At 70.7% G+C, this 18,598-nt stretch carries 22 protein-coding genes; 17 read left to right on the top strand and 5 right to left on the bottom strand.

Annotated elements, in window-relative coordinates; translation table 11 throughout:
• Positions 1 to 47: 47 nt before the first annotated feature.
• The 15 genes from rpe to Dac01nite_RS06675 all read left to right on the top strand — a co-directional run bounded on the left by rpe (position 48) and on the right by Dac01nite_RS06675 (position 14,224).
• Entirely contained in the window at positions 48 to 716 is a 669-nt protein-coding gene (gene rpe, locus Dac01nite_RS06745; protein WP_203654803.1) for a ribulose-phosphate 3-epimerase, read from the top strand.
• Positions 709 to 1,728, top strand: a complete 1,020-nt coding sequence (gene ribD, locus Dac01nite_RS06740; RefSeq protein WP_203654801.1) for a bifunctional diaminohydroxyphosphoribosylaminopyrimidine deaminase/5-amino-6-(5-phosphoribosylamino)uracil reductase RibD — start codon at positions 709 to 711, stop codon at positions 1,726 to 1,728. The genes rpe and ribD overlap by 8 nt, the downstream gene beginning before the upstream one ends.
• Positions 1,728 to 2,321 (top strand): riboflavin synthase, encoded by a 594-nt coding sequence (locus Dac01nite_RS06735; RefSeq protein ID WP_203654799.1) that lies wholly within the window; start codon positions 1,728 to 1,730, stop codon positions 2,319 to 2,321. The genes ribD and Dac01nite_RS06735 overlap by 1 nt, the downstream gene beginning before the upstream one ends.
• A complete protein-coding gene (gene ribA / locus Dac01nite_RS06730; RefSeq protein WP_203654797.1) occupies positions 2,318 to 3,559 on the top strand; it encodes a GTP cyclohydrolase II in 1,242 nt (413 codons plus the stop codon). Before Dac01nite_RS06735 ends, ribA begins: the two co-directional genes overlap by 4 nt.
• The gene (ribH, locus tag Dac01nite_RS06725; RefSeq protein WP_203654795.1) at positions 3,556 to 4,023 is read left to right on the top strand and encodes a 6,7-dimethyl-8-ribityllumazine synthase; all 468 of its coding nucleotides are present in this window, start codon (positions 3,556 to 3,558) and stop codon (positions 4,021 to 4,023) included. Before ribA ends, ribH begins: the two co-directional genes overlap by 4 nt.
• Before the next feature lie 79 nt (positions 4,024 to 4,102).
• The gene (locus Dac01nite_RS06720; protein ID WP_203654793.1) at positions 4,103 to 4,366 is read left to right on the top strand and encodes a phosphoribosyl-ATP diphosphatase; all 264 of its coding nucleotides are present in this window, start codon (positions 4,103 to 4,105) and stop codon (positions 4,364 to 4,366) included.
• A gap of 38 nt (positions 4,367 to 4,404) precedes the next feature.
• The gene (gene hisG / locus Dac01nite_RS06715; RefSeq protein WP_203654791.1) at positions 4,405 to 5,247 is read left to right on the top strand and encodes an ATP phosphoribosyltransferase; all 843 of its coding nucleotides are present in this window, start codon (positions 4,405 to 4,407) and stop codon (positions 5,245 to 5,247) included.
• Complete coding sequence (locus Dac01nite_RS06710) at positions 5,248 to 6,225, top strand: helix-turn-helix transcriptional regulator (RefSeq protein WP_203654789.1); 978 nt, start codon at positions 5,248 to 5,250, stop codon at positions 6,223 to 6,225. It abuts the gene before it with no gap.
• Complete coding sequence (locus Dac01nite_RS06705; protein WP_203654781.1) at positions 6,218 to 7,141, top strand: helix-turn-helix transcriptional regulator; 924 nt, start codon at positions 6,218 to 6,220, stop codon at positions 7,139 to 7,141. The genes Dac01nite_RS06710 and Dac01nite_RS06705 overlap by 8 nt, the downstream gene beginning before the upstream one ends.
• Positions 7,142 to 7,175: 34 nt before the next feature.
• Complete coding sequence (gene tatA / locus Dac01nite_RS06700) at positions 7,176 to 7,421, top strand: Sec-independent protein translocase subunit TatA (protein ID WP_203654773.1); 246 nt, start codon at positions 7,176 to 7,178, stop codon at positions 7,419 to 7,421.
• A gap of 31 nt (positions 7,422 to 7,452) precedes the next feature.
• The gene (gene tatC / locus Dac01nite_RS06695) at positions 7,453 to 8,184 is read left to right on the top strand and encodes a twin-arginine translocase subunit TatC (RefSeq protein WP_203654771.1); all 732 of its coding nucleotides are present in this window, start codon (positions 7,453 to 7,455) and stop codon (positions 8,182 to 8,184) included.
• Positions 8,181 to 9,122 (top strand): diacylglycerol/lipid kinase family protein, encoded by a 942-nt coding sequence (locus Dac01nite_RS06690; protein ID WP_203654762.1) that lies wholly within the window; start codon positions 8,181 to 8,183, stop codon positions 9,120 to 9,122. Before tatC ends, Dac01nite_RS06690 begins: the two co-directional genes overlap by 4 nt.
• Positions 9,119 to 11,860, top strand: a complete 2,742-nt coding sequence (locus Dac01nite_RS06685) for a DEAD/DEAH box helicase (RefSeq protein ID WP_203654755.1) — start codon at positions 9,119 to 9,121, stop codon at positions 11,858 to 11,860. Before Dac01nite_RS06690 ends, Dac01nite_RS06685 begins: the two co-directional genes overlap by 4 nt.
• A gap of 94 nt (positions 11,861 to 11,954) precedes the next feature.
• Positions 11,955 to 13,484, top strand: a complete 1,530-nt coding sequence (lnt, locus tag Dac01nite_RS06680) for an apolipoprotein N-acyltransferase (RefSeq protein WP_203654753.1) — start codon at positions 11,955 to 11,957, stop codon at positions 13,482 to 13,484.
• Positions 13,478 to 14,224, top strand: a complete 747-nt coding sequence (locus tag Dac01nite_RS06675) for a polyprenol monophosphomannose synthase (protein ID WP_203654751.1) — start codon at positions 13,478 to 13,480, stop codon at positions 14,222 to 14,224. Before lnt ends, Dac01nite_RS06675 begins: the two co-directional genes overlap by 7 nt.
• 5 nt (positions 14,225 to 14,229) lie before the next feature.
• Here Dac01nite_RS06675 and Dac01nite_RS06670 read toward each other — a convergent pair whose 3' ends face one another.
• Genes Dac01nite_RS06670 through Dac01nite_RS06660 form a run of 3 tightly spaced genes read right to left on the bottom strand, consistent with a single transcriptional unit; the run spans position 14,230 to position 15,735 of the window.
• A complete protein-coding gene (locus Dac01nite_RS06670) occupies positions 14,230 to 14,565 on the bottom strand; it encodes an RNA polymerase-binding protein RbpA (RefSeq protein WP_203654749.1) in 336 nt (111 codons plus the stop codon).
• 52 nt (positions 14,566 to 14,617) lie between these two features.
• Positions 14,618 to 15,334 (bottom strand): aquaporin, encoded by a 717-nt coding sequence (locus Dac01nite_RS06665; protein WP_203654747.1) that lies wholly within the window; start codon positions 15,332 to 15,334, stop codon positions 14,618 to 14,620.
• A complete protein-coding gene (locus Dac01nite_RS06660; RefSeq protein WP_203654745.1) occupies positions 15,331 to 15,735 on the bottom strand; it encodes an arsenate reductase ArsC in 405 nt (134 codons plus the stop codon). Before Dac01nite_RS06660 ends, Dac01nite_RS06665 begins: the two co-directional genes overlap by 4 nt.
• 74 nt (positions 15,736 to 15,809) lie before the next feature.
• Between Dac01nite_RS06660 and Dac01nite_RS06655 the strand changes: the two genes are divergently transcribed.
• Positions 15,810 to 16,163, top strand: a complete 354-nt coding sequence (locus Dac01nite_RS06655) for an ArsR/SmtB family transcription factor (RefSeq protein ID WP_203654743.1) — start codon at positions 15,810 to 15,812, stop codon at positions 16,161 to 16,163.
• A gap of 42 nt (positions 16,164 to 16,205) precedes the next feature.
• On the opposite strand, the gene Dac01nite_RS06650 is transcribed toward Dac01nite_RS06655, so the two are convergent.
• Entirely contained in the window at positions 16,206 to 17,249 is a 1,044-nt protein-coding gene (locus tag Dac01nite_RS06650) for an EamA family transporter (RefSeq protein WP_203654735.1), read from the bottom strand.
• Positions 17,250 to 17,320: 71 nt separating this feature from the next.
• Here Dac01nite_RS06650 and Dac01nite_RS06645 point away from each other — a divergent pair, with 71 nt between their 5' ends.
• On the top strand, positions 17,321 to 17,830 hold the full coding sequence (locus Dac01nite_RS06645) for a MarR family winged helix-turn-helix transcriptional regulator (protein ID WP_203654733.1): 510 nt from the start codon (positions 17,321 to 17,323) through the stop codon (positions 17,828 to 17,830).
• A 210-nt stretch (positions 17,831 to 18,040) separates the two neighbouring features.
• Here the strand turns inward: Dac01nite_RS06645 and Dac01nite_RS06640 are convergent, their stop codons facing one another.
• Complete coding sequence (locus Dac01nite_RS06640) at positions 18,041 to 18,538, bottom strand: flavodoxin domain-containing protein (protein ID WP_203654731.1); 498 nt, start codon at positions 18,536 to 18,538, stop codon at positions 18,041 to 18,043.
• Positions 18,539 to 18,598: the final 60 nt, after the last annotated feature.

The following is an 18,598-nucleotide window of genomic DNA, read 5'->3' as shown; positions in this document are numbered from 1 at the left end:
CATGGCGGCGATGAGCGCGGTCGCGACGCGCCGCTAGGCTCCTAGGCATGGGCATCCAGATCGCTCCGAGCATCCTGTCCGCCGACTTCGCGAACCTCGAACGGGACATCGTGTCCGTCGACAACGCGGACTGGCTCCACTTCGACGTGATGGACGGGCACTTCGTCCCCAACCTCACCGTGGGGCTGCCCGTCCTCGAGCGGGTCGTGCAGGTGGCGCCCATGCCCGTCGACGTGCATCTGATGATCGACGACCCCGACCACTGGGCGCCCCGCTACGCGCAGGCCGGAGCATCCTCGGTGACCTTCCACTACGAGGCCGCTCAGGATCCGGTGGCGATCGCGCGAGAGCTGCGACGACTGGGTACGCGCGCATCGGTCGCTCTCAAGCCGGGGACATCGGCGGATGTCGTCATCGATCGGCTCGCCGAGTTCGACATGGTGCTGGTGATGACCGTCGAGCCAGGCTTCGGCGGCCAGGACTTCATGCCGGACATGATGCCCAAGCTCGAGCGGCTGCGCGCCGCAGCCTCGGAGGTCGACCACGACCTGTGGCTCCAGACCGACGGCGGCATCTCTCGCGAGACGATCGGCCAGGCGGCGGCGGCCGGATGCGACGTGTTCGTGGCAGGATCGGCCGTCTACGGCGCCGAGGACCGGCGTGCCGAGATCGAGGCACTGCGAGATCTTGCTCGCCAGGCGCGCGACGATGCCTGACGACTCGGCCATCCAGGCCGCCTTGGCGCGAGCCGTCACGATCGCCGCGCGCGGCCCCGAGCACGGCCCGAACCCGCGCGTGGGATGCGTGATCATCGCGGAGGACGGGACCACGCTGGGGGAGGGATGGCATCGAGGGGCGGGCACACCGCACGCGGAGGTGGCGGCGATCGCAGATGCGCGCTCCGCCGGTCGCGATGTTCGTGGCGCCACCGCGGTGGTGACCCTGGAGCCATGCGCGCACACGGGCCGCACGGGCCCCTGCGTCGACGCCTTGACACAGGCGGGCGTCGCACAGGTGCGCTACGCCGTGCCAGATCCCGGTGATGCCTCGAGCGGCGGTGCCGCAGTGCTGAACGAGCGGGGCATCCCTGCGGTGCACGTGCCGGACGCTGGCGCATCGGCCCTCACCCGGCGCTGGGTGACCGCGATGCGGCTGCGCCGCCCGTACGTGATCGCGAAGTGGGCCTCCACGCTCGATGGCCGCATGGCTGCCGCCGATGGCACGAGCGTGTGGATCACCGGTGACGAGGCGCGGGATCACGCGCACCACGTGCGGGCGGGCGTGGACGCCATCGCGGTGGGCACCGGCACCGTCAGGGCCGACGATCCGCGACTGTCCGCACGGCCCGGTGGAGAGGAGTCCGCCCACCAGCCCCTGCGTGCCGTGATCGGCCAGTCGGAGACCACGGGTGCGCAGGTGTGGCGCGATGCCAACGCGATCGCGCTGCGGACCCGCGATCCGCACGAGGCGCTGGCCATCCTGCACGCGCGCGAGGTGCGCACCCTCGTGGTGGAAGGCGGCCCCACGGTGCTGTCAGCGCTCGTGCGTGAGGGCCTGGTAGACGAGGTCAACGCGTACATCGCTCCTGCGCTCCTCGGGGCCGGTCCGAGCGCCATCGAGGACCTGGGAATCGGGACGATGTCCAGCGCGTTGAGGGGGCAAGACGTGAACTTTCAACCATTGGGCGCGGATATCCTTGTGACCGCCCATTTCTCGAGAGGACTGTGATGTTCACCGGCATCGTAGAGGCGGTCGGCACTGTCGTGGAGGTCGTCGACGACGGCGCTCGCTCGCAGCTGACCATCCGTTCGGCGGGCATCGGCTCGGACCTTGTGCACGGCGAGTCCATCGCCGTCGACGGAGTGTGCCTCACCGTCGCTGGTCACAGCGAGGACGCATGGCTCGCCGATGTCATGCGCATCACCCGCACGACGACCACGCTGGGCGAGGTGGAGGCGGGGCGCACGGTCAACCTCGAGCGCGCGCTGCGAGCGGACGGACGCCTGGGCGGCCACATCATGCAGGGCCATGTCGACGGCCAGGCAGAGCTCGTCGGTCGCGACTCGCAGGCCGACTGGGACGACTTCACCTTCGCGCTGCCCGCGGACTTGGTGCGTTACGTGGTGCCCAAGGGCTCGATCGCGCTGAACGGCGTGTCGCTGACCGTCGCTGCGCTGGAGGGCTCGCACGCGACCGTGTCGCTGATTCCCACCACCCTCGCTGACACCACGCTGGGCGGCCTCGCCCTCGGCGACCACGTTAACGTCGAGGTCGATGTCATGGGCAAGTACGTCGAGTCGATGCTGGCGGCGCGGTCATGAACGCGCAGACCATCGCGCTGGTCGAGCGCGCCCTCGCGGACCTGCGCGACGGCAAGCCCGTGCTGGTCGCGGACTCGCGACACCGCGAGAACGAGGCGGACTTCATCATGGCGGCGCAGACCACCACCACCGAATGGGTCGCGTGGGGCATCCGCCACTCGAGCGGGTACCTGTGCGCGCCCATGACGGGCCCACGCGCCGACGCCCTCAACCTTCCGCTGATGGTTCCGAACAGCCAGGACCCCCGCCGCACGGCGTACACGGTCTCCGTGGATGCCGCCGCAGGCGTGACCACGGGCATCTCCGCGGCGGACAGGCACACGACGCTGCAGGTGCTCGCCAATCCGGAGGCCGGCGTCGACGACGTCATCCGTCCGGGCCACGTCCTTCCGTTGCGCGCTGTCGCCGGGGGAGTGCTCCACCGGCCCGGCCACACGGAGGCCGCCGTGGACCTGTGCCGTCTGGCCGGACTCGAGCCTGTGGGAGTGATCGCGGAGATGGTGAACGACGACGGCACCATGATGCGCACCGGTGACGCGACCACGATCGCGGAGACCGAGGGCCTGGTCTTCATGACCATCCAGGAGCTCATCGAGTATCGCCGGCACATCGGCGACCAGCCCGAGCCGATCGAGCCGTCTCCCCACCGCGTGGTCGCGTCGGGGGACGCCCGCCTGCCCACCAAGCACGGCGAGGTGACCATCCGCGCGTTCCGGGACGCTCGCACCGGGGAGGAGCATGTGGCGCTGACGGCGCCGGTCCCCGCTGGCGCCGTTCCCATCGTGCGCGTGCACTCCGAGTGCCTCACCGGCGACGCGTTCGGCTCGCAGCGCTGCGACTGCGGCCCGCAGCTGGACGCTGCCATCGCGCGTGTCGCGATCGAAGGCGGCGCCGTGGTCTACCTGCGTGGGCACGAGGGCCGCGGAATCGGAATCCTGGGCAAGATCCAGGCCTACGCCCTGCAGGACGCAGGCCGCGACACCGTCGACGCCAACACGGACCTGGGCTTCCCGGTGGACCGACGGGAGTACGGCGCGGCCGCAGCGATCCTGCACAGCCTCGGCATGACCGAGGTGCGGCTCATGACCAACAACCCCGCCAAGGTCGAGGCGATGCGGGCCTCCGGCGTCTCGGTGTCCGAGCGCATCCCCCATCACTTCGGCGAGCACCCCGAGAACGCCGCGTACCTGCGCACTAAGATCGAGCGCATGGGCCACCTGCTGGGAGACAACGCATGAGCGGCGACGGAGCACCGGCGATCCAGGTCGACGGCCGTGGACTCACGGTCGAGATCGTGGCCAGCCGTTGGCACACCGACGTCATGGACGGTCTGGTCGACGGAGCCGTCCGCGCAGCCCAGGCTGCCGGCGCCAGGCACCGCGTGACCCGCGTCGCCGGGGCGTTCGAGCTCACGGTCGTGGCGGAGCATCTCGCTCGCCGCGGCGCCGATGCGGTGGTCGCGCTGGGAGTCGTGGTCCAGGGCGAGACGCCGCACTTCGAGTACGTGTGCGAGTCCGTCACCATGGGCCTCACCGAGGTCGCCCGCACCCATGGGGTGCCGGTGGGCTTCGGAGTGCTGACCGTCGACGACGTCCAGCAGGCGCTCGACCGCGCGGGCCTCGAGGGCTCCAAGGAGGACAAGGGCGCCGAGGCCGTCGAGGCGGCCCTCGACACGGCCCTCACGCTGCGCGCCCTCACCTGAGGAGGGCACGGGACCCGCGCATCGGCCGCACGCCGTGGCGCGGGGCCACGCTCCGGCGTTCTGCCCTAGGCTGACTCCCGTGAAGACGTTCGAGCAGCTGTACGAGGAACTGGCCGCGCGCGCCGCCGAGCGCCCCGAGGGATCAGGCACCGTCGCCGCGCTCGACAAGGGCGTCCACGCGATCGGCAAGAAGCTCGTCGAGGAGGCCGCCGAGTCCTGGATGGCCGCTGAGTACCAGTCCGACGACGAAGCCGCCGAGGAGATCTCGCAGCTGCTGTACTGGGCGCAGGTGATGATGATCGCCAAGGGCCTGACGCCGGACGACGTCTACCGTCACCTGTGAACCTCACCGACACCGCACACCCGTTCTGAAGGAGATCCGTGCTCCGCATCGCCGTTCCCAACAAGGGCTCCCTGTCCGAGCCCGCCGCCACGCTGCTGCGCGAGGCCGGCTACAAGCAGCGGCGCGACCCGCGCGAGCTCGTCCTGGTCGACCCCCGCAACGAGGTCGAGTTCTTCTTCCTGCGCCCGCGCGACGTCGCGGTCTACGTGGGCTCGGGCACGGTCCACGCGGGCATCACGGGCCGTGATCTGCTGCTCGACTCGGGCGCCGCGGCGACCGAGCACCTCGAGCTGGGATTCGGCGCGTCGACGTTCCGGTACGCCGCTCCCGCCGATGCCGTCAGCAGCATCGAGGGCATCCACGGCAAGCGGGTGGCGACCTCGTACCCGCGCCTGGTGAAGCACCACCTGAAGTCGTTCGGCGTGGAGGCGACCGTGGTGCGCCTGGACGGCGCGGTGGAGTCCTCGGTCCGCCTCGGCGTGGCCGACGTGGTCGCGGACGTGGTCTCCACCGGCACCACGCTGCGTGCCGCCGGGCTCGAGATCTTCGGCGAGCCGCTGCTCAAGTCCGAGGCGATCCTCATCAAGGGCCCCGACGTGGATGACGAGGAGCTCGCGGTGCTGACTGGCCGTCTGCGAGGCGTGCTGATGGCACGCCAGTTCGTCCTCGTGGACTACGACGTCCCCAACGAGCACCTCGACGCGACCATCGCCGTCACTCCCGGCTTCGAGGCGCCCACGGTGACGCCGCTGCATGGCAAGGACTGGCACGCCGTCCGGGTGATGATCCCCCGCAGCGAGGCGAACCAGATCATGGATCAGCTGTATGCGGCCGGCGGGCGCGGGATCCTCACCACGGAGCTGCTGGCGGTGCGCCTGTAGATGTCCGAGACCTCCGCCGAGCAGCGACGCCTGAATCTCATGATCGCGCTGAGCGCGACGCGTCACCGGCTCACGCGCGAGCAGATCCGCGACCGCGTGGAAGGCTACGACGCGGTGCCGGCGGGCGCCACGGCACAGGAGCGTCAGCGCGCCGACGCGTCCTTCCAGCGCATGTTCGAACGCGACAAGGACGAGCTGCGGCGGATGGGGATCCCGCTGCGCACGATCACGGATCCCACCCATCAGAACGACCTGGGCTACCGCATCGACGGTGACATGGCGATGCCGGAGCTGGACCTCAGCCTCCAGGATGCTGCCGTGCTCGCGCTGGCGGTCGAGTACTGGTCGGGACGATCCATGGCGGCGGACGCGCGTCAGGGCTACGCGAAGCTGATCTCGTCCGTCGCGCACGGCCAGGGGCCGCGACTGCCGTACGGCGGAATGTCGACCACCGTGGGCGTCGAGGCGACGGCCACGCTGTCCGAGGCGATCACCGAACGGCAGTCGGTGCGCTTCGAGTACGCGTCCGCGAGCTCTGACACGCGTGTGCGCACGGTCCAGCCGTGGACCATCGTGATGCGTGCCGGTCTCGAGTACCTCGTGGGGTGGGACGTGGACGCCGAGGACTCGCGGGTGTTCCGCCTCGGCAGGATCCTGGGCACGGTGCGCCTGGTCGGGGAGCCCGAGGCGTTCGAACGGCCCGCGACGGTGTCACTGGGCTCGCTCGCCGACGAGGCGGAGGTGTCGACTGCCGTGGTGGCGGTCCGGCCCGAGGCCGGTCATGCCGTGCGCAGGCGCGGACGTCCAGCGGGTGCGCGCGACGGATGGGAGCTCTTCGAGGTGGATTACCGCCACGCGGACGTGCTGCGTTCCGAGGTGCTGTCCATGAACGGCGCAGCACGCATCGTGTCGCCGGAGTCGCTCGCGACCTCCGTGATCGAGCACGCCCGTGCGGCACTGGAGGTGGCGCGTGGCTGAGACCTCGCGCGACCGGCTGGTGCGCATGCTGGGCATGGTCGCCTACCTGGAGAGCCACGGCGCCACGCCCGTGGCCGTGCTTGCCGAGCACTTCGGCGTCTCCCAGGCGAAGGTCACCCAGGAGCTGTGGACGCTCGGGATGAGCGGCGTCCCGCCGTACCTCCCCGACGAGTACCTGGACTTCGACTTCGACGCCCTCGACGAGGGTCTCGCGGTGCTGCGTGACGCGCAGGGCGTGACTCAGGTGCGGCTGAGCGGCCAGGAGGCGGTGGCCCTCACGGGCGCGCTCGCCACCCTGATCGCCGCCGGCACGGCGCCCGAGGGCGCGGTGGACCTGCTCGAGCGCATCCGCGTGGCGTTCGGTGGTGCGGCGCCCGTCACGGTGCTCCCCGGCGGTGACACGGTCGACCCCGCCCTCCGCGACACGCTCGCGGGGGCCATCACCCGTGGGCATGCGGTGCGCGCCGACTACGTCGATGCGCAGGACCATCGGACGGAGCGCGTCATCGAGCCACACCGGCTCGTGGCCATCGACGGAATCGGCTATGTCGAGTGCTGGTGCCGTAAGGCGCAGGGGTACCGGACACTACGGCTGTCGCGCTTCGCGGATGCCGAGGAGCTCGCGGACGCGGCCACGCAGCCGGCCTCTGCCGAGCACGGCTTCAGCCTCGAGCCGCAGTACAACGCGACGGTCACCATGCGCCGTAGCGCGCGCTGGGCCTTCGAGGACATCGCAGGCGTCGCGGTCGAGGACGACGGCGACAGCGCCACGGCGACCTTCGGCGTGAGCGACACCGGATGGGCGGCCGCGCGCCTGCTGACGGTCGCGCCGCACCTGCTGCGAGTCGAGCCGGTGACCCTGCGCGAGGAGCTCGCGCGCCACGCCGGTGCGGTGATCGCCGCACAGGGCGACTAGACTGACCCGCAAGTCACCAACCGGAGGAGGAGTCATGGGAGCGCTGCGTGGATGGCACATCGTCGTCCTGCTGGTGGTGATCCTGCTGCTGTTCGGTGCGCCCAAGCTTCCTGAGCTTGCCCGCAGCGTCGGCAAGTCGCTCCACATCCTCAAGGACGAGGCCAAGTCGTTGACCTCCGACGATGACGAGGCGAAGAAGGACGGGGACGACAGCGCCGGCTCTGCGAGCAGCGACGTGTCGCCCGCCACGCCCTCCGACGACGAGACGCGTGGCAAGTAGGGCGCGACGCCGCACCAACCCTGAGGGGCGGATGTCGCTGGGAGGTCACCTCCGCGAGTTCCGCAACCGTGTGATCCTGGCCGCGATCGGCATCGCCATCGGCGCCGTGGTCGGGTGGTTCTTCTACACCCCCGTCTTCGAGGCGCTGCAGGAGCCCGTGCTGCAGGCCGCCGAGCGCGACGACGCGCTCGTCTCCGTCAACTTCGCTGGCCTCGCCACCGCCATCGACATGCAGATCAAGGTGTCGCTGTTCATCGGCGTCGTGCTGTCCTCCCCGTGGTGGCTCTACCAGCTGTGGGCGTTCGTGGCGCCCGGCCTCAAGAGCACGGAGAAGAAGTACACCGTGGGCTTTCTGCTCGCCGCGATCCCGCTGTTCCTTGCCGGCGTGTACCTCGCGTGGTGGGTCTACCCCCACGCGGTCGAGATCCTCACCGGCTTCACGCCCGAGGGCGCGTCGAACTTCCTCGATGCCCAGATGTTCATGACCTTCGCCATGCGCCTGCTGCTGGCCTTCGGCCTGGCATTCGTGTTCCCCGTGATCATGGTGGCGCTGTCCTGGGCCGGCGTCGTGACGCCCCGCACCTGGCTCAAGGGCTGGCGGTGGGCGGTGCTGGTGATGTTCACCTTCGCCGCGATCATGACTCCGACGCCAGACGCGATCACCATGATCGCGATGGCGGTGCCGATGTGCGGGCTGTACTTCGGCGCGATCGGCGTGGGCGCCCTGCGGGGCCGCCTCGTGAGGCGACGCGACGCCGCATGAGCACCCTGGGCGTGATCACCAATCCGACATCGGGGTCGGGGAGGGGAGCGCGGTGGGGCGCCGAGGCGCTCGCGCTGCTCGCGACCCGCGGTCACCAGGTGCAGGACCTGTCGCGCGGCTCCTGGGCGGCGTCGCTCGCCGAGGCACGGCGCAGGCATCGCGACCTCGACGCGCTCGTGGTCGTGGGCGGGGACGGCATGGTGCACCTGGGGATCCAGGCCTGCGCGGGTTCGCGCCTGCCGCTGGGCATCGTCGCCGCCGGCTCGGGCAACGACGTCGCGACGTCCCTGGGGCTGCCGCTGCACGACATCGAGGCGTCGGTGGGCGCGATCGAACGTGGACTCGAGGGTGCCAGGGCCCGGATGGATCTGGGTCGCGTCGATGGCCCGGGCGTCGCCGATGCGCACGGCCGGCGCTACTTCGCCGCGGTGCTCTCCGCGGGCCTGGACGCCGCCGTGTCGTCGTACGCCAACCGCCTCACCTTTCCCCGTGGCCCGCTGAAGTACAAGGTGGCGACGGCACGCGAGCTGACCCGCTTCAAGCCCTATGGGGTCAGCGTCGAGGTGGACGGCGAGCGCTGGCAGCAGCGGTGCACGCTGGTCGCGGTCGCCAATGGGCCGGTGTTCGGCGGCGGCCTGCGCATCTCCCCTCGGTCCCACCTGGCCGACGGTCGGCTCGAGCTGGTCCTCGCGGAGCCCATGAGCGCGGTCGCCGTCGCGCGGATCTTCCCGAGCCTGGCCGACGGCTCGCATCTCGAGGACCCACGCTGCCGCGTGGTCTCCGGCACGCGCATCAGACTGTCGCCCAGCGATGTCGGAGCCGCCTTGCCGGCCGCATTCGCGGATGGCGAGCTCGTGGGAGCGGCGCCGCTGGACATCCGGGTCGAACCCGGCGCGCTGACGGTGATGGGCGTCGCGCCGGATAGCCTGGAGGCATGAGCTCTCCAGCAGAGCGCTTCGCAGCGGCGAAGGCGCGGTCCCGGCACCAGGACCTGGCGAACTTCGAGGCCTCGCTGAGCTTCCCGCTGGACGACTTCCAGAAGGAGTCCTGCCTCGCGGTCGCGGATGGGCACTCGGTGCTCGTGGCGGCACCCACGGGAGCTGGCAAGACCATCGTGGGGGAGTACGCCGTCCGGCATGCCGTGGAGCGTGGCGAGAAGGCGTTCTACACGACGCCCATCAAGGCGCTCAGCAACCAGAAGTTCGCGGAGCTGCGTCGCGTGTACGGAGAGGACCGCGTGGGCCTGCTCACCGGTGACACGTCGATCAACTCCGAGGCGCAGGTCGTGGTGATGACCACGGAGGTGCTGCGCAACATGATCTACGCGGCGTCCCCCACGCTCGCGACGCTCGGGGTGGTGGTGCTGGACGAGGTGCACTACCTGGCCGATCGGTACCGCGGGTCCGTGTGGGAGGAGGTGATCGTCCATCTCGACGCCAAGACCGCGATCATCGCGCTGTCCGCGACCGTGTCCAACGCGGAGGAGTTCGGCGCCTGGCTCACGGAGGTGCGCGGGGACACCCGGGTGATCGTGTCGGAGCGTCGTCCCGTGCCGCTGTGGCCGCACGTGATGGTGCGAGAGGGGATCTTCGACCTCTACGCTCCGGGCGTCGACCCGCTCGCCCCAGGCCCCACGCCGCGGCTGAACCCCGAGCTCGAGGCGATCACCCGGCGCCAGCGACACGAGTCCGAGACGCGGTACCGCGGCCGGCGTCCGTCCAAGGGTGGCAAGCGTCCCCAGGGCCGGCGCGCGCCTCCACGCTTCGCGGTGGTCGACGTCCTCGATCGCCAGGCACTGCTGCCCGCGATCGTCTTCGTGTTCTCGCGTGCAGGCTGCGAGGACGCCGTCGACCAGGTCCGAGCCTCCGGATTGCGGCTCACGTCCGACGAGGAGCGTGCGCGCATCGCGGCGATCGTGGACGAGCGCTGCGCGGGGCTGCCCACCGAGGACCTGGGCGCGCTGGGCTTCACCCATTGGCGCGATCACCTCGAGGCCGGGATCGCCGCCCACCATGCCGGCATGATCCCGCTGTTCAAGGAGGTCGTGGAGGAGCTGTTCGCCGCAGGGCTGATCAAGGTCGTCTACGCCACCGAGACCCTGGCTCTGGGCGTGAACATGCCTGCGCGCTCGGTGGTGCTCGAGAAGCTCGTCAAGTGGGACGGCCAGGCGCACCAGGACCTCACGGCGGGGGAGTACACGCAGCTCACCGGCCGGGCCGGACGGCGCGGCATCGACGTCGAGGGCCACGCGGTCGTGGTCGAGCATCCAGGCTTCGACGCCGCCCAGCTGGGTCGCTTGGCGTCTCGGCGCACCTACCCGCTCATCAGCAGCTTCCAGCCGTCCTACAACATGACGATCAACCTCGTGGGGCAGTCGGGCGTCGACAAGGCCCGCGAGCTGCTCGAGCTGTCCTTCGCGCAGTACCAGGCGGACCAGTCCGTGGTGGGAAAGGCGCGCAAGGCACGCGACCTGGACGCGACGCTCGCCGGCTTCCGGGAGGCGGCGCAGTGCGACAAGGGCGACTTCATGGAGTACGCCGCGATGCGGGAGCGCTTGAACCGGCTCCAGAAGAACGCGTCGAAGGCCTCCTCCAGACGCCGCCGAGAGGCCACGGCGTCGATGCTCGCGGGCCTTGGACGTGGCGACGTGGTCCGGGTCGGTGGCGGCAAGCGCGCGGGGCTGTCCGTCGTCGTCGAGCCCGACGGCGACACCGAGGCGCCACGTCCCACGGTGGTGTCCACCCAGGGACGCTCGTACCGCCTCGCGATCTCCGAGCTGCACCACGGCGTCGAGCCGGTGGGCCGCGTGCGCGTGCCCAAGGGCTTCGATCACCGCGACGCTCGTGCGCGCAGGGAGCTGGGCCAGGTGGTCGCGAGCGCCAAGAACACGTTCGAGACGCCGTCGAGCCGCCGCGCCCGCGGCGCCGGCGCGGGTAGCGGCGCCGAGGTCGAGGAGCTCCGCAGGCGGCTGGCGTCACACCCATGCCACAGCTGTCCGGATCGCGAGGACCACGCTCGGTGGGCGGAGAGGCACTTCCGAGCGCAGCGGGACCGCGACCGCGTGATGGGCGAGATCTCTCGCGCAACCGGCTCCATCGCGAAGGTCTTCGACCGCCGATGCGACGTCCTGCGCGAGCTGGGGTACCTCGACGGAGAGGGCGGCTCCACGAGCGTGACTCGCGCCGGCACCACGCTGCGCACGCTGTACTCCGAGAACGACCTGGTCATGGCGGAGTGCCTGCGGACCGGGGTGTGGAAGGACCTGCACCCGCCCGCGCTCGCCGCCACCGTGTCCTCCCTGCTCTATCGCGGCCGCCGCGAGGACGACGTCCGCGCGCCACGCGTGCCGGGGGGACCACGAGGGGTGCTCGGTCTGGCGCTGGCGGAGAGCCAGCGCGTGTGGTCGCGCATCGATGATCTCCAGTCGGCCAAGGGCCTTCCTGACCTGCCCGCGCCGCACTGGGGGATCGTGGGCCCCATCCACGGATGGGCGCAGGGCAAGGGGCTCGACGCCGTGCTCGCAGACACGGACATCGCTCCCGGCGACATGGTGCGCTGGTGCAAGCAGGTGATCGACGTGCTCGACCAGGTCGCCCAGTCCGCACCCGAGCAGCAGGTGCGCGAGCGCGCCCGCACCGCGATCGACGCGATGCGCCGGGGCGTGGTCGCCTACTGACAGCGGGGGAGCTGCGGCTCGGCGCGACGCGCACCTGGCGCGCCCCGCGCGGCGCCTGGCCCGAGCATCGGCCGGCCGCGCCTAGGCTTGTCCCGTGTCACTCCTGCTGCGCCTGAGCCTCGCCGCCCTGGGCGGCCTCGCGCTGTCCGCCGCATTCCCCGACCTGGGCTGGTGGCCTCTGGCCTTCGTCGCGCTGGCGGCGCTGTGGCTGTGCCTGGCGCGCGCGAGCGCATGGGGCGGCTTCCTCTATGGCTGGGTGTTCGGCAGCGCCTTCATGCTTCCTCACGTCTGGTGGGCCAACGTCGCCGTGGGCCTCGTTCCGTGGCTCGCTCTGGCCATCGCGTCGGGGGCGTTCTACGGCCTGTTCGGCGCGGCGTGGGCGCATGTGCGCCGCTCCGGGATGATCCGCGGCGGGGTGTGGCTCGAAGCGCCGGCGTTCGCCCTGCTGTGGGCCGGCATGGAGCAGCTGCGCTCGATCGTGCCGTTCGGCGGCTTCCCATGGGGACGGCTCGCGTTCTCGCAGCTCGACGTGCCGGTGGCCTCGATGGCCTGGCTCGGTGGAGCTGCGCTGGTGTCCTTCGTCGCTGCCTGCGCAGGCGGGCTCCTGGGAGGCGGCATCGAGGCACTCCTGCGCAAGCGCCTGGTCACCGGCATCGCCGCTCCGCTGCTGGGCGTGGTGGCACTGTCCGTGGGCATGCTGCTGCCGCTGAGCGCTCAGCCCATCAGCGGCACCCTGCGGCTGGGCATCGTCCAGGGGAACGTCCCCAACGAAGGGCTCGACGCGTTCGCCCAGGCGAGGGAGGTGACCACCAACCATCGTGACGGCAGCCTCGCGCTCGTCGAGGACGACCCCGGTCCCATCGACCTGCTGGTGTGGCCCGAGAACTCCTCCGACTACGACCCGCGCACCGATCCCGAGTCCGCCGCCCTGGTCACCCAGTCCGCTCAAGCGGCCGATGCGCCGCTGCTGCTGGGCACCAACGACTACTCTCCGGAGGACGGCCGCTACAACATGTCGCTGCTCTGGGCGCCCTCCGGCACCGTGCTCGACACCTATGCCAAGCAGCGCCCTGCACCCTTTGCCGAGTACATCCCGATCCGAGACTTCGCGCGCCGCTTCTCGCCCGAGGTCGACCGCGTCACGCACGACGTGCTGCCCGGGGACGATCCTGCCGTCATGACCCTGCCGGTGCCCGCGCTCGAACGCACCGTGACCATCGGCACGGTGATCTGCTTCGAGGTGGCCTACGACCCCATCGTGACCGGCGCGGTGAGCACGGGAGCCGAGGTGCTCATCGTGCAGACCAACAATGCGTCGTTCGGCGAGACGGCGGAGTCGACCCAGCAGCTGGCGATGAGCCGCCTGCGCGCCATCGAGACCGGACGCTCGACGGTGCAGGCGTCGACCGTGGGAGTGAGCGCGGTGATCGACGCGCGTGGTCGCGTCAGCCAGCAGACCGGGCTGTTCACCGCCGAGCAGATGTACGCGGAGGTGGCGCTGCGAGACACCATCACACCCGCGGTGCGGCTGCGGCTGCTGTGGGAGTGGGCACCGCTGATCGGCGCAGCCGGCCTCGCGATCGCCGCCGTGTCACGTCGCCTGAGCAACAGGTACGAGTGGTGACGCGCACCCTCGTCATCATCCCCACGTACAACGAGCGCGAGTCCCTCCCGCTCCAGGTCGATGCGGTGCGTGCAGCGTGTCCCGACGTCGACATCCTGGTGGCCGACGACGCGTCACCGGACGGCACGGGCGCCTGGGCGGACGCTCAAGCGGCCGTCGACCCGCAGGTGCACGTGCTGCACCGGCCGGGCAAGCACGGCCTGGGCGCGGCGTATCGCGCGGGGTTCACGTGGGGACTCGAGCGCGGCTACGACGTTCTGGTCGAGATGGATGCGGACGGCTCGCATCGCGCGCAGGACCTGCCGCGCGTGCTGTCCGCTCCGGGGGAGTGGGACCTGTCGATCGGCTCTCGATGGGTGCCCGGCGGAGCTGTCGAGAACTGGCCGGCGCATCGGCGTGCGCTGTCCACGGGAGCCAACACCTACGTGCGGATCCTGCTCGGCATCCCCGTGCGAGACGCGACGGCCGGGTTCCGGGCCTACCGTGCATCGGCCCTGCGCGCGCTGGACCTCGACGGCGTGGAGTCCCAGGGATACTGCTTCCAGATCGACATGGCCTGGCGGGTGCTGCAGTCGGGCGGGCGCGTGGTCGAGGTGCCGATCACCTTCGTGGAGCGCGAGCACGGGACATCGAAGATGTCAGGCGCAATCATCCGCGAGGCGCTCGTCAAGGTGACGGCGTGGGGAATGAGAGAACGCGCGACGCAGGTGCGTCGCGCGTTCTCGAAGACGTCGGGGTAGGCGGGTCAGCCGATGCGGCCGGCGCGCAGCAGCTCCAGGCGCTCGTCGAGCAGGTCCTCGAGCTCGGCGATGGTGCGACGCTCGAGGAGCATGTCCCAGTGGGTGCGCTGGGTCTTCTCGTCCTTCACCTCGGCGCGGTCGCCGTCACGCAGGAGCGCGAGCGCTCCGCAGTGGCACTCCCACGACAACGGGACGTCGGCCTCGACCGAGAAGGGGAACGTCAGCACGTGCCCGTTGGGGCAGTCGTAGTGCACGTCCTTGCGCTCCGCCAGTTCTGCGTTCGCCGGGGTCTCCATGCTCTGGGTTCCCAGTCGCATGCCGCGCAATGCTCGATCAGCCATGTCAGCCTCCCTCTCCAGTGCAGGCGGGGTGGTGCCTGCGCTCAGGGAACGCTTACGCCGGGGACGATGTTCCCTGCGTGACGCTCCCACTCGTGGGAACGGCCGATGCGGGCGCGAGGGCGCGCACGACGAGGACGGCGAGAGCGGCTCCGACGAGCTGTGCGACCACGAAGGGAAGCACGGAGCCAGGGGAGATGCCGGCGAACGTGTCGGAGAGCATGCGTCCCACGGTGATGGCGGGGTTCGCGAAGCTGGTCGAGCTGGTGAAGTAGTACGCGGCGCCGATGTACGCGCCCACGGCGGGCGCCACCAGCGCGGCACGGCCGGCGCGTACCAGGACGAAGATCGTCGTGACGAGGCCAGCGGTGGCGACCACCTCGGCCAGCAGTCGTGGCAGGTCCGCGCGCTCGGTGGTCGCGATGGTCACGGGAGCGAGATCGAACATGAGGTTCGCCAGCACGGCGCCAAGCGAGCAGCCGAGGACCTGCACGACGATGTAGGCAGCGGTCTCGCCCGGAGTGCGAGCGTCGCGGTCGAGGACCCTCTCCGCCAGGGAGACGACGGGGTTGAAGTGGGCGCCGCTGACCGGCCCGAGCACCGCGATCAGCACGGCGAGCGCGAGCGCGGTCGCGTAGGAGTTCTGGAGGAGCTGCAGTCCCACGTCGGAGGGGCTCAGGTTCGCTGCCATGATGCCCGAGCCGATCACCGCGACGGCGAGGCCCGCGGATCCGATCAGTTCGCCGAGCAGCCGGCGGTGCTGCGTCCTCACGCGAGCAGATCGGCCAGCAGGGCCTCGACCCGTCCGCGGATCTCGTCCCGGATGGGGCGCACGGCCTCCACGCCCTGCCCGGCGGGATCGTCGAGCTTCCAGTCCTCGTAGCGCTTCCCTGGGTAGTAGGGGCACGCGTCTCCGCAGCCCATGGTGATCACCGCATCGGAGGCCTGCACGGCCTCGGGGGTCAGGACCTTGGGCTGCTCCGCGCGGATGTCGATGCCCTCCTCGAGCATCGCCTCGACCGCAGCCGGGTTGATCTGGTCTGCGGGCATCGAGCCGGCGGAGCGCACCTCGACGCGTCCTTGGCCGAGGTGCGCCATGTAGCCGGCGGCCATCTGGGAGCGCCCGGCATTGTGGACGCACACGAAGATCACGGAGGGCTTGGAGTCGCTCATGCGGTCAGCGTGGCGGCAATATCGACGAATGTCAATATCGACAGATGTCGATGTGGTGAACTAGCCTGACGAGCATGACACCAGGGGAGAGTCTTCTCGCCGAGCCCGCCGTGTGCGTCCCGGGAGCACCGCTCGTGCTTCCCGACGCGGACGTCGCGAGCCTCTCTGCCCGCCTGAAGGCGCTGGGGGACCCCACACGATTGCGCATCGTCCAGATCCTCGCCGCGAACGGCTCCGTGTGCGCTTGCGATCTCGAGGAGCCGCTGGGACTGAGTCAGCCAACTGTCTCACATCACCTGCGCCAGCTCGCTGCTGCGGGGATCGTCGAGAGGGACAAGAGGGGCAGCTGGGCCTTCCATCGTGTGTCGGCAGCAGCCCTCGCCACGGTGGCCGCCGAGCTCGGCCAGCTCGCGCACGGCCGGCACTAGCGACCGACGTCCCGGCCCGGCCGGATGAGGCTCGCCGCCGCCTCAGCCGCGACGTCGAGGGGCCGCTCCGGTGGCTCGCCTGTGCCTGGCGTTCCGTGATGCCGGAGGGGTGGTGGCCGTGCGGCCCGAGCGATGCCGGCGGTGTCTCGACCCGGCAGTCGCCGTCCGCCGGAGACCGTGATCGGAGAGGTCTCCACGCCCGTGCCGGGAGCCGGGCGAGGCGGGATCCAGGGTGCGGCGGGATCGGGGGCGGAGCTGGCTCACCAGCACCGAGCCGAGGATCACGAGCGCGCCCGCGAACTGGACGAGCGACAGCGTCTCGCCCAGCACCCCCCAGCCCAGGAGCGCGGCGGTCAGTGGCGCCAGGAAGGTCAGGACGCTCACCTGCGAGGCGGGCAGCGCGAGCACTCCGCGGAACCACAGGAGGTAGGAGACGATCGCTCCTGCGGTCATCAGCCACGCGAAGCCGATGCCATGGTGGACGCTGAGCCGGGCGGGCAGGCCCTCGAGCGCGAGCATCGGCACCACCAGGAGCAGGCCGCCCCAGATGAGCTGCCAGGAGGTGAACGCCACGAGTCCCACCGGCCGTCCCCAGCGCTTGGTGAGGATCACGCCCCACGCGGTCGAGGCGCCGGCGAGCAGGCCCGCAGCGACGCCGACCGCGTCGACCGAGGCGCCAGGGGTCATCACCAGCATGGCGACGCCCGCCAGTCCCATGCCCGCGGCGATCCAGGTGCGGCGGCGTCCGGGCTCGTGCAGCACGAGCACGGCGAGCGCGGCGACGATCAGCGGGTGCACCGCGCCCAGGGTCGCGGACACCCCGCCAGGAAGGCGATACGCCGAGGCGAACAGCAGGGCGAAGAAGGCGCCGATGTTCAGCGCGCCCAGGAGCAGCGATCGCCACCACCACACGCCCCGGGGGAGAGTGCGCGTGAGGGCCAGCAGCACCAGCCCGGCAGGGAGCGCGCGCACTACCGAGGCGAGCAACGGACGGTCAGGGGGAAGCAGCTCGGTGGTGGTGAGGTAGGTGGTTCCCCACAGCAGTGGCGCGACGGCGGTGGCGAGGACGAGGGGCGTGCGATTCATGGGGGACTCCTGTATCTTGATATCAAGATATACAAGCACATCTTGATGTCAAGATATTCCGGAGGCAGGACATGGATGCGGTCGAGTACTTCGTCCAGCAGTGGCGCGAGGAGCGCCCGGACATCGACGTGGAGCCCATGGCGACCATCGGACGGCTGTCGCGCATGGCCGCGCTGGTCCAGGTCCGGCTCGACGCGGTGTTCGCCCAGCACGACCTGCAGTCATGGGAGTTCGACGTGCTCGCGTCGCTGAGGCGATCTGGACAGCCGTACTCGCTGACGGCCGGCGAGCTCGATCGGACCATGATGATCACGTCGGGGACCACGACGCATCGCATCACCAGGCTCGAGGCGAGAGGATTCGTCGAGCGCGTGCGCGACGAGGACGACCGCCGTGTGGTGCACGTGCTCCTGACGGATGCGGGCCGCGCGGTGTGCGACGCCGTCCATCAGGCGCACATCGACAATGAGCGCGCGATCCTCGAGCTCATGGGCGCGGACGACCGCGAGCTGCTCACGCGCGGGCTCACGGCGCTGGCGGAAGCGCTGGGAGACGTGCCTCCGGCGCCGCCCAAGCGGTAACGGCACACTCCTGACGCCGTCTGCGCGTAACGCCGATAATGCACATTATGTCAGTTTGGCCGGACGTGCCCGCGGAGAGCGCGTCGACGCCGCGCGAGAGCAGCAGCCTGCGAGGCACACGCACCCGCGACCACGGCATCGGCCGTCCGAGAACGCAGACGTGTGGACCGATGCGGCCTGATCGCAGCACCGAAGCGGCGCGACCGCGCGTCAGACCGAGGCCACGGCGCGCAGCTGCGCGGAGACGTCCCCGGCCCACTTGCGCACGGCCGCGAAGTCGCGGAAGTCGCCCTTGGGCGGGTTCAGCGCGCGGATGATCGCCTTCTCCCCCACATTCAGCCGGTCGTAGTCCAGGGCGCCGGGGAAGCGCTGGTGGGTGCGCGCCCCCACGTCCGTCGCGAGCGCGTCCGCCTCGTCGAGACGCTGCCCTGGACGCACCACGGTCTCCATCCCCGCGGAGAACATGTACACCTCCCGGTGGCGCAGCTCGATCAGGTGGTCGCGGATCAGCTCGGCGGCGTCACGGCGCCACAGCCCGCCGTACACGGCGCTGCCGATCACGACGGCGTCGTAGTACGTCACGCTCAGCACGTCGCACGCGTCCTCGACGTCGACCTCGAAGCCGTCCTCGCGCAGCACCTCGCCGATCACGGCACCGAGCTCGCGCGTGGAGCCGTACTTGGAGCCTGTGGCGACCAGAACCTTCATGACGACCTCCCTGAATCGTGTGATTCAAGTGTCGCCTCCTGCCGGCAGCGTCAGCAGGGA

Origin of the sequence: Demequina activiva, assembly GCF_016862815.1 — a bacterium.
Lineage (GTDB): Bacteria > Actinomycetota > Actinomycetes > Actinomycetales > Demequinaceae > Demequina > Demequina activiva.
This window is presented reverse-complemented; position numbering and strand designations above follow the sequence as displayed.

Coding starts and splice junctions, on each gene's coding strand:
- rpe (WP_203654803.1), top strand. CDS start 48: ATGGGCATCCAGATCGCTCCGAGCATCCTGTCCGCCGACTTCGCGAAC.
- ribD (WP_203654801.1), top strand. CDS start 709: ATGCCTGACGACTCGGCCATCCAGGCCGCCTTGGCGCGAGCCGTCACG.
- Dac01nite_RS06735 (WP_203654799.1), top strand. CDS start 1,728: ATGTTCACCGGCATCGTAGAGGCGGTCGGCACTGTCGTGGAGGTCGTC.
- ribA (WP_203654797.1), top strand. CDS start 2,318: ATGAACGCGCAGACCATCGCGCTGGTCGAGCGCGCCCTCGCGGACCTG.
- ribH (WP_203654795.1), top strand. CDS start 3,556: ATGAGCGGCGACGGAGCACCGGCGATCCAGGTCGACGGCCGTGGACTC.
- Dac01nite_RS06710 (WP_203654789.1), top strand. CDS start 5,248: ATGTCCGAGACCTCCGCCGAGCAGCGACGCCTGAATCTCATGATCGCG.
- tatA (WP_203654773.1), top strand. CDS start 7,176: ATGGGAGCGCTGCGTGGATGGCACATCGTCGTCCTGCTGGTGGTGATC.
- tatC (WP_203654771.1), top strand. CDS start 7,453: ATGTCGCTGGGAGGTCACCTCCGCGAGTTCCGCAACCGTGTGATCCTG.
- Dac01nite_RS06690 (WP_203654762.1), top strand. CDS start 8,181: ATGAGCACCCTGGGCGTGATCACCAATCCGACATCGGGGTCGGGGAGG.
- Dac01nite_RS06685 (WP_203654755.1), top strand. CDS start 9,119: ATGAGCTCTCCAGCAGAGCGCTTCGCAGCGGCGAAGGCGCGGTCCCGG.
- Dac01nite_RS06670 (WP_203654749.1), bottom strand. CDS start 14,565: ATGGCTGATCGAGCATTGCGCGGCATGCGACTGGGAACCCAGAGCATG.
- Dac01nite_RS06660 (WP_203654745.1), bottom strand. CDS start 15,735: ATGAGCGACTCCAAGCCCTCCGTGATCTTCGTGTGCGTCCACAATGCC.
- Dac01nite_RS06655 (WP_203654743.1), top strand. CDS start 15,810: ATGACACCAGGGGAGAGTCTTCTCGCCGAGCCCGCCGTGTGCGTCCCG.
- Dac01nite_RS06650 (WP_203654735.1), bottom strand. CDS start 17,249: ATGAATCGCACGCCCCTCGTCCTCGCCACCGCCGTCGCGCCACTGCTG.
- Dac01nite_RS06645 (WP_203654733.1), top strand. CDS start 17,321: ATGGATGCGGTCGAGTACTTCGTCCAGCAGTGGCGCGAGGAGCGCCCG.
- Dac01nite_RS06640 (WP_203654731.1), bottom strand. CDS start 18,538: ATGAAGGTTCTGGTCGCCACAGGCTCCAAGTACGGCTCCACGCGCGAG.